This window comes from Qipengyuania citrea, assembly GCF_009828015.1.
GTDB lineage: Bacteria > Pseudomonadota > Alphaproteobacteria > Sphingomonadales > Sphingomonadaceae > Qipengyuania > Qipengyuania citrea.
This window is the reverse complement of the sequence record NZ_WTYG01000005.1, coordinates 18183-31083: the sequence shown is the minus strand read 5'-3', so window position 1 is coordinate 31083 and position 12901 is coordinate 18183. Positions and strand designations below refer to the sequence as shown.

Below are 12901 nucleotides of genomic sequence, written 5' to 3'. Positions count from 1 at the left end.
GCGCCGGACTAACCCGCCAGCGGTTCGCCGGGATAGGCCCCGCCCAGCTTGTCCACGAAGTGCCGGCGGCACAGCGCGACATAACGGTCGTTACCGCCGATTTCGGTCTGGGCGCCTTCGCTCACTGCCCGTCCCTCCGCATCGACGCGCAGGTTCATGATCGCCTTGCGCCCGCAATCGCACACCGCCTTCAGCTCGACCAGCGCATCGGCAATGCCCAGCAGCGTGGCGGAGCCGGGGAACAGCTTCCCCTGGAAATCGGTACGCAGCCCATAACACAGCACCGGAATGTCCGCCGCATCTGCCAGCCGCGCGAGTTGCCATACCTGCGTTTCGGACAGGAACTGCGCTTCGTCGACCAGCACGCAGGCGACCCGCTCCTTCGCATGGTCGCCCAGCACGCGCGCTTCGATATCGGTTTGCGCGTCGTAGCGATGCGCTTCGCTGGCCAGGCCGATCCGGCTCGAGATCGCGCCGAAACCCGGCCGGTCGTCGAGCGCAGCGGTCCACAGCGAGACCCGCATTCCGCGCTCGTTGTAGTTAAATGCGGCCTGCAGCAGCGTGCTGCTCTTTCCCGCATTCATGCTGGCATAATAGAAATAGAGCTTGGCCATGCGCTGGCCCTAGCCCCCGGCGGCGTGGCTGTTAAGAAGGGCGTCACATGCGATCGGGGATGATCGCCCCGACGAGAGACGACAAGAGATCAGGGAACTTCGATGGCTGAAGCGACGACAGCGGAAAACACCCAGACCGGCATTCTGGGCTGGGTCGAGCGGACGGGCAACAAACTGCCCGACCCGGTATTCATCTTCTTCTACCTGATTATCGCGCTGGTGGTGGTTTCGATCGTCGCGGCGCTCTCGGGCGTGTCGGCCTTCCACCCCACCGCCATCGACGATGCGACCGGGTCCGCGCTGCGGATCGACGCGGTCAGCCTGCTTTCGCCCGAGAACATCCAGCGCCTGTGGGTCGAAATGCCCGCCACGTTCACGCACTTCCACCCGCTCGGCTACGTGCTCGTCGTGATGCTGGGCGCGGGCGTCGCGGAACGTTCGGGTTTCTTCGCCGCCGGCATGTCGAAAGCGGTGAAGAGCGCGCCCAAAGCACTGCTCACCCCGGTGGTTGCGCTGGTCGCAATGCTCGGCAACCATGCTGCCGATGCGGGCTATGTCGTGCTGATCCCGCTTGCCGGCATCCTTTTCGCCGCCGCCGGGCGCCATCCGCTGGCCGGGATCGCCGCCGCATTCGCCGGCGTATCGGGCGGTTTCTCGGCCAATATCTCGCCCGGCCAGCTCGATGCGCTGCTGTTCGGGATCACCGAGGAGGCGGTGGGCGCGAGCGCGCTGGATCCGCTGTGGACTGCCAATATCGCGGGCAACTGGTTCTTCATCAGCGTGATGACCTTCGTGTACCTGCCGATCATCTGGTATGTCACCGACAAGATCGTCGAACCGCGGCTCGGCCCGTGGAAAGGCGGCGCGACTGCCGGCGCGCAGGCCGACGACATGAGCCCCGATCCCGCCGACGAAAGCGGCGCGCTGGCGGCCAAGGGGCTGCGGCATGCCGGCTATGCCGCGCTGTTCGTGGTCGCGCTCTGGCTGCTGATGGTCTTCGCCCCGGGCACGCCGCTGGTCGACGAAGCCGCGTGCGAGGCGGTCCCTGCGGCCGATTGTTCGATCCATACGCAGCTTGCGCCGCTTTACCGCAGCCTCGTCGCCGCCTTCTTCCTGCTGTTCCTGCTGACCGGCTGGGCCTATGGCCGCGCGACCGGCAAGATCAGGTCGCACCGCGACCTGGTCGAGATGATGGCCGAGAGCATGAAGGACATGGGCTATTACCTCGTGCTCGCCTTCGCCGCTGCGCATTTCGTGGCGATGTTCGGCTGGTCGAACCTCGGCCTTATCAGCGCGGTGCATGGCGCGGCGGCGATCCAGTCGACCGGCCTGCCGCTGCCGCTGGTGCTCGGCCTGATGGTGCTGTTCACCGGGCTGCTCAACCTGTTCGTGGGCTCGGCAAGCGCCAAGTGGGCACTGCTTGCGCCGATCCTCGTGCCGATGCTCATGCTGCTGGGGATCAGCCCGGAAGGCGCGACCGCGGCGTACCGCGTCGGCGACAGCGCGACCAATATCATCACCCCGCTGATGGTCTACTTCCCGCTGATCCTGGTCTTCGCGCAGCGCTGGCAGAAGGACTTCGGCCTGGGCAGCCTGACCGCGATGATGATCCCCTATTCGGTCTGGCTGCTCATCTCGGGGACGGTGCTGATCGTGCTGTGGTTCTACCTCGGCATTCCGCTCGGGCCGGATGCGCCGGTCGGCTACATGCTGCCGGAAGTCGCGGCACCCGCGGCGCCGCTCATGAATTGATCCATGCGTTCGTCATTCCCGTCAGCGCGGGAATGACGAACCGCAGGTGCATGGAACCCCGGGCGCGCGCCTAGTCGTCGGTATCGTCGAGGTCGCGCGCGACCTTGGGGTCGGACAGCAGCTTTTCGATCCGGCTGGCTTCGTCGAAGCTCTCGTCGGGCTGGAAATTGAGCCTGGGGGCGAATTTCAGACCGAGCCGCTGCGCGACTTCCTTCTGGAAGAACGCGGTGTTGGTCCGCAGCGCCTTGAGCACCTGGCCCTCGTCTTCGCCGAGCAGCGGCTTCACATAGGCCTTGGCGTTGCGCAGGTCGGGTGTCATGCGCACTTCCGTCACCGCGATGTTGCTGGCGGACAGCACGTCGTCATGCGCCTCGCCGCGCGCGAGCAGTTCGGACAGGATATGGCGGACCCGCTCGCCCACCTTGAGGACGCGGACCGATTGCTGTTCGGGAGTGGAGTCGTTTCGGGCCATCAGGCAAGTCTTTCGGTAAGTCGCTTGAGCGATCGCATGTTGCGCGCCGTGCCCTGGCAGCCGAGGCGGCGCTCGATAAAGGCGGCAGTCAGCTTGCTGGTGCCGACACCGTTCACATAATCGATATGGAGTGCGCGTGTTCCGGGGGCGATCCGCTCGTCCCCGCGCCCGGCATGGTCGGCAAGAAGCCGTTCGAAGCGTTCCGGTCCGGGCTGCGCGGTGAGAAAGTGGACGTGGACGAATTTGTCTTCGCCCGTGCCGGAGAAGGGATTTTCCGCGATCGCCGCTTCGAGTTCGGCGGCGCTGAGTACCAGTGCGAAGGTATCGACGCCCAATTCGCTGCGCACGATATCGGCTATCCGGTCGGGCAGTTCCTTTTCCAACACGCCGGTTGGCGGGTCGAACAGGATATTGCCGCTGGCGACGACGGTCTCGACATCGGCGAAGCCGTGCCTGGTCAGCGCGCCGACCAGATCCGCCATCGTGATACGGTTGCCGCCGACATTGATCGACCCGAGCAGAGCGAGATGACGCCCCATCAGGCGGACCCGCCCGGGCGCGGCGTGGGGATTGCGGTGCTGGTTGCGCGGGCGAGCAGCTTGCCCGCCTCATCGAACAGTTCGCCTTCGAGGAAGATGACCTTGCGCCCGCGGCGGATCACACGGCCCTTGCCGATGACCGGCCCGGCCATGACCGGCTTCAGCAGACTCATCGAGATGTCCAGATTGAGCGGCGCCTCTTCGTGGTCGGTAGCCCAGACATGCGCCCAGCCCATCACCTCATCGAGGAAGCCCGCGACAAGCCCGCCCTGCACGCTGCCGCGCGGGGTGATGAAGCTGTCGGGCGCGTGGAAACGCAAGGTGATTTCCTCGCGGTCCTTGTCGAAATGGTCGAACTTCACGCCCAGCAATTTGGCGTGCGGTGCGCCGAGGATGGCATTGTCGGCCATCAGTCGTCCTTTCCCGGCAGCGGCGTGGGAATGGCGCTCGAAGTGGCGCGCACCAGCAGATTGCCATCTTTGTCGAACAGCTCGCCCTCGAGGAAGGCGACCCGTTTGCCCAACTTGAGCACGCGTCCCCTGGCAGTGACGGTTTCCATCGGGACCATGCGCAGATAGGTGAGGTTCATGTCGAGATTGAGCGGCAGGCGCTGCTCCGCCGCACCGAAGCGGGCTTCGGTAACGGCAAGCAGCGCCCCGCCCATCACTTCATCGAGGAACCCCGCGATGAGGCCCCCCTGCACCGCGCCGCGCGGGCTCGCGAAGCTCGGCGGCGGGGTGTAGCGCGTGGTCAGCTCGCCCCGCTCCACATCGAAGGAGACGAAGTCGCTCGCCATCAGCTCGGCCGATGGCGAACGCCTGCCTTCGTGGATTTTCGCCATCCGTCCTCAGCCCCCGGTCACAGCGTGCGTTCGCGCTCCTCGACTTCGAAGACTTCGAGCTGGTCGCCCGCCTTGATGTCGTTGGTATCGGCCAGCACCACGCCGCATTCGAGCCCGGCGCGGACTTCGTCCACGTCGTCCTTGAAGCGCCGCAGCGATGCGATGGTCGTTGCCGAAACGATGACGTCGTCGCGGGTGAGACGGGCGAACAGGCCCTTGCGGATGACGCCTTCCTCGACCAGCAGGCCGGCGGCCTTGTCCTTCTTGCCCGAACGGAACACTTCCTTGACCGCGGCACGGCCCACGACATGTTCGATCCGTTCCGGACCCAGCTCGCCTGCCATCTCCTTCGCGATTTCCTCGGTCAGGTGGTAGATGACGTCGTAATACTTCATCTCGACGCCGTCGCGCTTCACCAGTTCGCGCGCCTTGGCGTTGGGACGCACGTTGAAGCCGATGATCGGCGCGTTCGAAGCAGCCGCCAGCTGGACATCGCTTTCGGTGATCGCACCCACGCCGGCGTGCAGCACGCGGACCTTGATGAGATCGTTCGACAGATTGTGCAACGCGGTCGTGATGGCTTCCACCGAACCCTGCACATCGGCTTTCACCAGTACGGGGAACTCGACCACATTCGACGCGAGGTTGTTGAACATCGTATCGAAGCTGGTCGGGGCCAGCGCGGTGCGCTTCTCGGTTGCCTTTTCCTGGCGGTATTCGGCGACTTCGCGGGCACGCTGTTCGTTCTCGACCACGCTCAGCACGTCACCGGCCGACGGCACGCCGCCAAGGCCGAGGACCTCGACCGGCATCGACGGACCGGCCTTCTTGATCTGCTTGCCCTGGTCGTTGACGATCGCGCGGACGCGGCCGCTCTGCGTACCGACCACGAAGGTGTTGCCGCGCTCCAGCGTACCACGCGTGACGAGCACGGTGGCCACCGGGCCGCGGCCCTTATCGAGCTGCGCTTCGATGACCGTGGCTTCGGCCATGCGGTCGGGATTGGCCTTAAGCTCGAGCAGTTCGGCCTGCAGGCTGATCGCGTCGAGCAGCTTGTCGAGACCGGACTTCTCCTTGGCCGAGATTTCCACGTCCTGCACATCGCCCGACATCTTCTCGACGATCACTTCGTGTTCGAGCAGACGCGTACGGATGTTGTCGGGATTGGCTTCGGGCTTGTCCATCTTGTTGATCGCGACGATCATCGGGACGCCCGCGGCCTTGGTGTGATTGATGGCCTCGATCGTCTGCGGCATGATGCCGTCATCGGCCGCCACCACCAGCACCACGATATCGGTGACATTGGCACCGCGCTGGCGCATCTCGGTAAAGGCGGCGTGACCCGGCGTGTCGAGGAAGGTGATCGTATCGCCGCCCTTCGTATTCACCTGGTAGCTGCCGATATGCTGCGTGATGCCGCCGGCTTCGCCCTTGACGACATTGGCGCCGCGCAGGGCGTCGAGCAGGCTGGTCTTGCCGTGGTCGACATGGCCCATGATCGTGACCACCGCGGGACGCGGCTTGAGCGTCTCGGGCGGATCGACGTCATCGACATTGGCGATGTCGACATCGGCTTCCGAGACCTTCTGGATGTTGTGGCCGAACTGGTCGACCAGCAATTCCGCAGTGTCCTGGTCGATCGTCTGGTTGACGGTCACCATCATGTCGAGATTGAAGAGTTCCTTGACGAGATCGGCACCCTTTTCGCCCATCCGTTTGGCCAGTTCGCCAACCGTGATGGCTTCGGGGACGATGACATCGCGGACCTGCTTTTCGCGCGGCTTCGAGGGGCCGCCCTGCATGCGGCGTTCCTTTTCGCGGGCGCGCTTGAGCGCGGCGAGCGAACGTGCACGGCGTCCTTCGTCCTCGTTGAGGGCCTTGTTGACCGTCAGCTTGCCGGCGCGGCGCTTGTCCGGCTTCTCGGCAGTGCGCGCGGCCTTGTCGTCCTTCTTCTTGCGCTCGGGCTTCTTGGGCTCGGGGCGCGCAACCGGGGTGAAGCGGCGCGGCGCCGGCGACGGGGTCCCGGCAGCGGCCTTGTCACCCGCAGGCGTTTCCGCCGCGGTTTCGCCAGCAGCCGCAGCGGGTTCTTCCGCGGGCTGCTGCGCCGGCTTCTGCGCCGGCTTCTGCGCCTCCTCGGTAGCGGCCTTGGCGGCCTCTTCCTCGGCCTTGCGTTTCTCTTCGGCGCGTTTCTTCTGGTCTTCGGCAGCCTGGCGGGCCTGCTCTTCCTCGCGCTTGCGTGCGTCCTCGCTCTGGCGCAGGCGATCTTCCTCGGCCTCGCGCTGCAGACGCGCGACGCGTTCCTGCGGGGTTTCGTCGGCGGGCGCAGCCGGTTTCTTCGGCGCAGCCTTCTTGGCCACCGGTGCCGGTGCCGGCTCGGGAGCGGGCGGCGGAGGCGGCGGCGGCGGCGGCGGCGGGGGCGGCGCAGCAGGCGGGGTTTCGCCGGGCTTCACGAGCTTGCGGCGGCGCTTCACCTCGACCGCGACCTTGTTGGTGCGGCCGTGGCTGAAGGTCTGCTTGACCTCGCCCGGCTGAGCACCCTTGAGGGTCAGCGGCTTGCGGGCTGGTTTCTTGTCGTCGTCGCTCATTATTGCTCGTTTCTCTCGTTCGTCTCGTTCAGTTCGTCATCCGGCGCGCATACGGAGGCGCGCCGCTCAGCGGTGGGCAGGTCATGCCCCAGATAGTGCATGAGGCGCGTCAGCGGTTTCATGACCCTCGCGACCGCAGCATCATCGGCCAGCGCCAGATGGACGACATTGTCGCGGCCCAATGCCACAGACAGAGCGCTCCGGTCCAGTGGCAGTTCGAGACCGCGCTCGCCCGACCCTTCCGCATCGCGTCCCACGCGCCACGCCTGGTCGAGCTTCTTGCGCCCGTCTTCGCTGGCATCATTAGCATGCAACAGCATGGCCACTGAGCCCCCGCGCGCCGCTTCCGCGATGCGCTGGGTGCCCAAGATAAGGCTTCCGACGCGCATTTCGAGCCCCAGTCGGTCGAGCAGCACGCGAGTCAGCGCATCCTCGACCATCTGCGGCAGCGTTTCGGGCAATTCCAGATCGCCGGTCTTGAACGCGCGCGCCAGCGCTCCCTTCAGCTTGCCCGAGGCCAGCGCCGCTGCGAATTCCGCGCGCGGGGCACCGGTCCAGGCGCCGCGTCCGGGCGCTTTTTCATGCGCATCGGGCAGCACCAGTCCGGCAGGCGAAACCGCCAGCCGCACGAGTGTTTCGCGCGGGGCGGTCTCCCCCGAAAGAATGCACCGCCGTTCGGGCTCGGAAGCTTTCCGTGCCTTGGGCGTGCCAGCGATGTCGGACGTCAGGCGCTCATTGGGTGGAGTCCGCATCGGCGGCCTCCTGCGTGTCGGTCGCTGCGGCAGGTGCCGGGGCTTCCTCTTCGTCGTCGAACCAGTGCGCGCGGGCAGCCATGATGATCTCGTTGCCCTGCTCTTCGCTCAACCCGTATTCGCCCAGCACGCCGGCCTTGTCCTGTTCGCGGACCGAGGGGCGGCGCATCGGCGGACCGTCGGCATTGTTGCGCCGACGCGGGGCTTCGCGCTTCTTCTGGATCAGCTCGTCGGTGGCGAGATCCGCCAGGTCGTCGAGCGTCTTGATACCCGCCTTGCCCAGCGTCACGAGCATCGCTTCGCTGAGGTGCGGCAGTTCGGCGAGGTCGTCCTCGACGCCCAGTTCGCGGCGTGCCTCGCGATGCGCGGCCTCCTGGCGGTCGATCGCTTCCTGTGCGCGGTTCTGCAATTCGCCGGCCAGGTCTTCGTCGAAGCCTTCGATCGCCGCCAGCTCGTCGAGCTCGACATAGGCGACTTCCTCGAGTTCGGCGAAGCCTTCGGCGACGAGCAGCTGCGACAGCGTTTCGTCGACATCGAGCTCTTCCTCGAACATCTTCGAGCGCTCGGCGAATTCCTTCTGGCGTTTTTCCGAGGCTTCTTCCTCGGTCATGATGTCGATCTGGTTGCCTGTCAGCTGGCTGGCGAGACGCACGTTCTGGCCGCGGCGACCGATGGCGAGCGACAGCTGGTCATCGGGAACGACGACTTCGATGCGGCCCTCTTCCTCGTCGAGCACGACGCGGGCGACGGTGGCCGGCTGGAGCGCGTTGACGATGAAGGTCGCGCCGTCATCGCTCCACGGGATGATGTCGATCTTTTCGCCCTGCAGTTCCTGCACGACCGCCTGGACGCGGCTGCCCTTCATGCCGACGCAGGCGCCGACCGGGTCGATGCTGCTGTCGTGGCTGATCACGCCGATCTTGGCCCGGCTGCCCGGGTCGCGGGCGGCGGCCTTGATCTCGATGATGCCGTCGTAGATTTCGGGCACTTCCTGCGCGAACAGCTTGCGCATGAAATCGGGATGCGCGCGGCTGAGGAAGATCTGCGGGCCGCGGTTGTTGCGTTCCACCTTGGTGATCAGCGCGCGCACGCGTTCGCCGACCCGCGCGGCTTCGCGCGGGATCTGCTGGTCGCGGCGGATCACGCCTTCGGCACGGCCGAGGTTGACGATCACATGGCCGAACTCGACCGACTTGATCACGCCGGTGATGACTTCGCCCGCGCGGTCCTTGAATTCTTCATACTGGCGCTCGCGTTCGGCATCGCGGACCTTCTGGAAGATCACCTGTTTCGCGCTCTGCGCGTCGATACGGCCGAGATCGACCGGCGGCAGCGGATCGACGATGAAGTCACCGACCTTGGCGTCGTCCTGCAGCTTTTCGGCGGCCTTGAGATCGATCTGCTTGAAGTAGTCCTCGACTTCCTCGACGACCTCGACGACGCGCCACAGGCGCAGATCGCCGGTCAGCGGATCGAGCTTGGCACGGATGTCGTTTTCCGCACCATAACGGTTGCGGGCAGATTTCTGGATCGCTTCTTCCATCGCCTCGATGACGATCGCCTTGTCGATCATCTTTTCCGAAGCGACCGAGTTGGCGATCGCGAGGAGTTCAGCCTTGTTGGCGGAAATGGCACTGGCCATCAGTCGTCTGCCTTTTCTTCGTCAGGAATGTCGGGGGTTTCGACAATTTCGTCGGCACCGCTCGTGTCGAGCGGCTGGGTGGCGGCAATCAGTTCGTCGGTCAAGACGAGCTTCGCCGAATGGATCTGGTCGCGGGGGACCGTAACGAGCCCCTGCTTGCGGTCTTCGATGGTGACGATGTCGCCGTCGATGCCCTTGAGTTCGCCGCGCAGGTTGCGCTGGCCGTCATAGCTCTTGGCCATGGAAATCTTGGTTTCGTGCCCGGCCCAATTGGCGAAATCCTTGGCCCGGGTCAGCGGCCGGTCGATCCCCGGACTCGATACTTCGAGGTGATAGGCCCCGGCGATCAGCACATCGCCCTGCTCTTCGAGCGCATCGATCCGATCGGACACGCGGCGCGACAGGGCGGCGCACTGTTCGATCACCAGCTGGCCCGTGGCGGGATCTTCGGCCATGATCTGGAGCGCCTCGCCGCCATCACCGGCTTCGGACGGCATCATCTTGACGCGCACGAGCTCGAATCCAAGGGCCTGTGCCTCGGGTTCGATTACTTCGGTCAAGCGGTCCAAATCGGCCATGCAGTCTCCAATACGCGCCCCATGCGACAATGGGGTTTCGTGCCGGCCCCTCGCGGCGCCAGCCCCTCCAGTGTCGCGACAATGTCGGGATGCCCAGCCAGATAGGCGCGAGTCCTGCAAAAAGCAAGCGGTAAGCGGGAAGCGCCGAACAGCGCGCGATTGCAACAGCTTGGCGGGCGCCCGGCCGGCCCCGCACCGGTCAGTCGTCGTCGGTCAGCCCGTGCTTCTTGATGCAATGGCGCAGCTGGTCGTATGTCAGGCCGAGCGCCTTGGCAGTCTGGCGCTGGTTCCAGCGGTGCTTGCCCAGCGCATGCTCGACGATCGCGCGCTCATGCGCATCCACCGCTCCGCGCAGGTCCGCGACGAGATCGAAATCGGGCATGGCAGGCGCGGCCGTTGCAGCCGACTGCGGCGCCGGACTGTCCTTGCGCGGACCCGGGCCGGCGGGTTTCCACGGGCTGTCGAAGGGATCGAAAACGACGTGCCCGATCGGCTGGTCCCAATCGTCCCAGCGATAGATCGCGCGCTCGACAACATTGCGCAATTCGCGCACATTGCCCGGCCAGTCGTGCCGTTCGAGCTGGTCGGCGACATGCGGCGCGAAACCGGGCCAGCCTTCCCAGCCGAGTTCGGCGGCCATACGGCGTCCGAAATAATCGGCCAGCACCTCGACATCGCCTTCGCGCACGCGCAGCGGCGGCAGGGTGATAACCTCGAAACTCAGCCGGTCGAGCAGGTCGGCGCGAAACTCGCCCTGCTCCGCCTTGGCCGGGAGGTCCTCGTTGGTCGCGCCGACGATCCGCACGTCGACGCGCATCGGGCGGCTCGATCCGATCCGCGTGACCTCGCCATATTCCACCGCGCGCAGCAGCCGTTCCTGCGCACCGGTCGATAAAGTGCCCAGTTCGTCGAGAAATAGCGTGCCCTTGTCGGCTTCCTCGAACCTTCCGGCGCGCGCCTTGGTAGCACCTGTGAACGCGCCCGCCTCGTGCCCGAACAGTTCGGCTTCAATGAGCGTTTCGGGCAAGGCGGCGCAGTTCATGACGACCAGCGGTTCGTCCCAGCGGGTGGAAAGGCGATGCAGGCGTTCGGCGATCAGTTCCTTGCCCGTTCCGCGCTCGCCCACGACGAGCACGGGCCGCCGCATCGGCGCTGCCCGGCTGGCCCGTTCGACCGCATCGAGGAACGCCCCCGACTGGCCGACAAACTGATTTCCCCGCTCCATGGCCAAGAGATAGGAATATTTCCCAATGCTTGGCAAGAAAAACCAACACGCTATTTGATGCATCTGGAAAAACCCACGCTATCCTCCCGTTTCCGGGGTTTGGCACACCGCTTGCTTAACCTAGGACAACAGCAATTGGCCCACCGGCCCCAAGGGAGGTAACCCACAGATGTACAACCGCAGCTTCTTCCGCAGCCAGCTTGGACAGGCCGCGATCGCCAGCATCGCTGCGATGGCCACCTTCGTCGTACTGAGCTCGCAGATCGCGGTGACGACGCCCACGCCGGTGCTGGCCGCATATGAACAGGTCGAGATTGCATGACCCTGCCCCCCGATCATGATCCCCTAGGGCCGGAGCGGCAGTCCCCCGAAAACCGCCGGGACAACGACACCGGCGACGCTTCGGCCCGCCCTCGCTTGTCGCGTATCGAGGAGGAGGTAGAACGGCTGCGCCGCTCGCCAACTCCGACGCGCGACAGCGGACGGTCGAAGGGATCGGACTTTTTTTCCAGTGGAGCACCTTTAATGGGCATTTTCAGCCGCACCCGCGATATCATCGCTGCCAATTTCAACGACATGCTCGACAAGGCGGACGACCCCCAGAAGATGATCCGGATGATCATCCTCGAAATGGAGGAAACGCTGGTCGAGGTCCGCGCCAGCGCCGCGCGCACGATTGCCGACCAGAAGGAAATGCACCGGCACACGGTCAAGCTGGACAAGCTCCAGGCGGACTGGGGCGAGAAGGCGCAGCTGGCCGTGTCCAAGGATCGCGAGGATCTTGCCCGCGCCGCGCTGGTCGAGAAGAAGAAAGCCAGCGACATGAGCGAGCAGCTCAAGCAGGAAATCGCCGTGCTCGACGATGCGCTGCGCGCCTACGAGCAGGACATCCAGAAGCTGCAGAACCGCCTGCGCGAAGCCCGCAGCCGCCAGACCGCGATCGCCGCGCGTCTCGAAAGCGCCGAGAACCGCGTCAAGCTGCGCAGCCTGATGACCAACGAACGCGTCGACGATGCACTCAGCCGCTTCGACCAGCTCGAACGCCGGGTCGATTATGCCGAAGGCCGCGCCGATGCGCTGAACATTGCCGATCAGTCGGACAAGCCCAGCCTGTCAGACGAGATCGCCGCGCTCGAGGGCGCCGATGCGATCGACGACGAACTCGAACAGATGAAAAAGGCGCTCGGCAAGGGCAGCGCCGGCAAGGAGGACTGAACCCATGGAAGAGATTATCATCATTCCCGCGATCTTCATCGGGCTTCCGTGGATCATCCTCCACTACATCACCAAGTGGAAGACCTCCGCGACGATCACCGGCGACGACGAAGCGCTGCTCGAGGAACTCTACAACCTCGCCAAGCGGCTCGACGACCGGATGGACACGGTCGAACGCCTCGTCGCCAGCGACAACCCCGAATTCCGTCCCGCGCGCATCGTCCACGACAGCGAACAGGACAACCAGCAGCTGCGCGAACTCGAACAGCTGATTGCCGAGAAAAAAGGAGCCAGCCAGTGAACAGCCCCCGCACGACGCTTTACCGCGACAAACAGAACGCGAAGCTCATGGGTGTCTGCTCGGGCATCGCGGATTACACCGGGGTCAACGCCTTCTGGGTCCGGCTCGGCTTTCTCGGCCTGACCTTCATGACCGGCGGATCGACGATCCCGTTCTACTTCATCGCTGGCCTGCTGCTGAACAAGAAGCCTGCGCACCTCTATGTCGACCGCGAAGAGCAGACCTACTGGCAGCGCGTGCGGCAGAACCCCAAGCGTACCGCGCGCGAAATCCGCGCCCGGATGAAGGACGTCGACCGCCGCCTGGCCGAAGTGGAAACCTTCTACGTCAGCAACAACCCGCGGCTGACCGCCGAGATCGAACGCCTCCGGTAATCCGGCGACCG

General features: G+C 65.2%; 15 protein-coding genes. 5 read left to right on the top strand and 10 right to left on the bottom strand.

The features are described from left to right. Positions 1–8 precede the first annotated feature (8 nt). Positions 9–614: a thymidine kinase gene (locus GRI55_RS13790; RefSeq protein ID WP_160767561.1), complete on the bottom strand. Its 606-nt coding sequence runs from the start codon at positions 612–614 to the stop codon at positions 9–11. A 102-nt stretch (positions 615–716) separates the two neighbouring features. Between GRI55_RS13790 and GRI55_RS13785 the strand changes: the two genes are divergently transcribed. Beyond that, a complete protein-coding gene (locus GRI55_RS13785; protein ID WP_160767560.1) occupies positions 717–2366 on the top strand; it encodes an AbgT family transporter in 1650 nt (549 codons plus the stop codon). 70 nt (positions 2367–2436) lie between these two features. On the opposite strand, the gene rbfA is transcribed toward GRI55_RS13785, so the two are convergent. From rbfA to pspF, 9 genes are all read right to left on the bottom strand, one after another. Further along, positions 2437–2838 carry a 30S ribosome-binding factor RbfA gene (gene rbfA / locus GRI55_RS13780; RefSeq protein ID WP_050600344.1) on the bottom strand — a complete coding sequence of 134 codons (402 nt, stop codon included), beginning with the start codon at positions 2836–2838 and terminating at the stop codon, positions 2437–2439. Continuing rightward, complete coding sequence (locus tag GRI55_RS13775) at positions 2838–3377, bottom strand: DUF1697 domain-containing protein (protein ID WP_160767559.1); 540 nt, start codon at positions 3375–3377, stop codon at positions 2838–2840. Before GRI55_RS13775 ends, rbfA begins: the two co-directional genes overlap by 1 nt. Beyond that, a complete protein-coding gene (locus GRI55_RS13770; protein ID WP_063507176.1) occupies positions 3377–3787 on the bottom strand; it encodes a PaaI family thioesterase in 411 nt (136 codons plus the stop codon). The genes GRI55_RS13775 and GRI55_RS13770 overlap by 1 nt, the downstream gene beginning before the upstream one ends. Then, entirely contained in the window at positions 3787–4218 is a 432-nt protein-coding gene (locus GRI55_RS13765) for a PaaI family thioesterase (RefSeq protein WP_050600182.1), read from the bottom strand. Before GRI55_RS13765 ends, GRI55_RS13770 begins: the two co-directional genes overlap by 1 nt. A 17-nt stretch (positions 4219–4235) precedes the next feature. Beyond that, on the bottom strand, positions 4236–6803 hold the full coding sequence (gene infB / locus GRI55_RS13760; RefSeq protein ID WP_160767558.1) for a translation initiation factor IF-2: 2568 nt from the start codon (positions 6801–6803) through the stop codon (positions 4236–4238). After that, positions 6803–7555: a DUF448 domain-containing protein gene (locus GRI55_RS13755; RefSeq protein ID WP_063507174.1), complete on the bottom strand. Its 753-nt coding sequence runs from the start codon at positions 7553–7555 to the stop codon at positions 6803–6805. The genes infB and GRI55_RS13755 overlap by 1 nt, the downstream gene beginning before the upstream one ends. Continuing rightward, the gene (nusA, locus tag GRI55_RS13750; protein ID WP_063512485.1) at positions 7536–9197 is read right to left on the bottom strand and encodes a transcription termination factor NusA; all 1662 of its coding nucleotides are present in this window, start codon (positions 9195–9197) and stop codon (positions 7536–7538) included. The genes GRI55_RS13755 and nusA overlap by 20 nt, the downstream gene beginning before the upstream one ends. Continuing rightward, positions 9197–9775, bottom strand: coding sequence for a ribosome maturation protein RimP (gene rimP / locus GRI55_RS13745; protein WP_050600178.1), 579 nt, complete (start codon positions 9773–9775; stop codon positions 9197–9199). The genes nusA and rimP overlap by 1 nt, the downstream gene beginning before the upstream one ends. 199 nt (positions 9776–9974) lie before the next feature. Further along, positions 9975–11000 (bottom strand): phage shock protein operon transcriptional activator, encoded by a 1026-nt coding sequence (gene pspF / locus GRI55_RS13740; RefSeq protein WP_160767557.1) that lies wholly within the window; start codon positions 10998–11000, stop codon positions 9975–9977. 169 nt (positions 11001–11169) lie between these two features. Here pspF and GRI55_RS14925 point away from each other — a divergent pair, with 169 nt between their 5' ends. From GRI55_RS14925 to pspC, 4 genes are all read left to right on the top strand, one after another. Further along, a complete protein-coding gene (locus tag GRI55_RS14925) occupies positions 11170–11322 on the top strand; it encodes a hypothetical protein (protein WP_197458144.1) in 153 nt (50 codons plus the stop codon). A gap of 95 nt (positions 11323–11417) precedes the next feature. Beyond that, on the top strand, positions 11418–12215 hold the full coding sequence (gene pspA, locus GRI55_RS13735; RefSeq protein ID WP_197458143.1) for a phage shock protein PspA: 798 nt from the start codon (positions 11418–11420) through the stop codon (positions 12213–12215). Positions 12216–12219: 4 nt separating this feature from the next. After that, positions 12220–12516: an envelope stress response membrane protein PspB gene (gene pspB / locus GRI55_RS13730; protein WP_050600175.1), complete on the top strand. Its 297-nt coding sequence runs from the start codon at positions 12220–12222 to the stop codon at positions 12514–12516. Further along, positions 12513–12890: an envelope stress response membrane protein PspC gene (gene pspC, locus GRI55_RS13725; RefSeq protein WP_050600174.1), complete on the top strand. Its 378-nt coding sequence runs from the start codon at positions 12513–12515 to the stop codon at positions 12888–12890. Before pspB ends, pspC begins: the two co-directional genes overlap by 4 nt. Positions 12891–12901 lie beyond the last annotated feature (11 nt).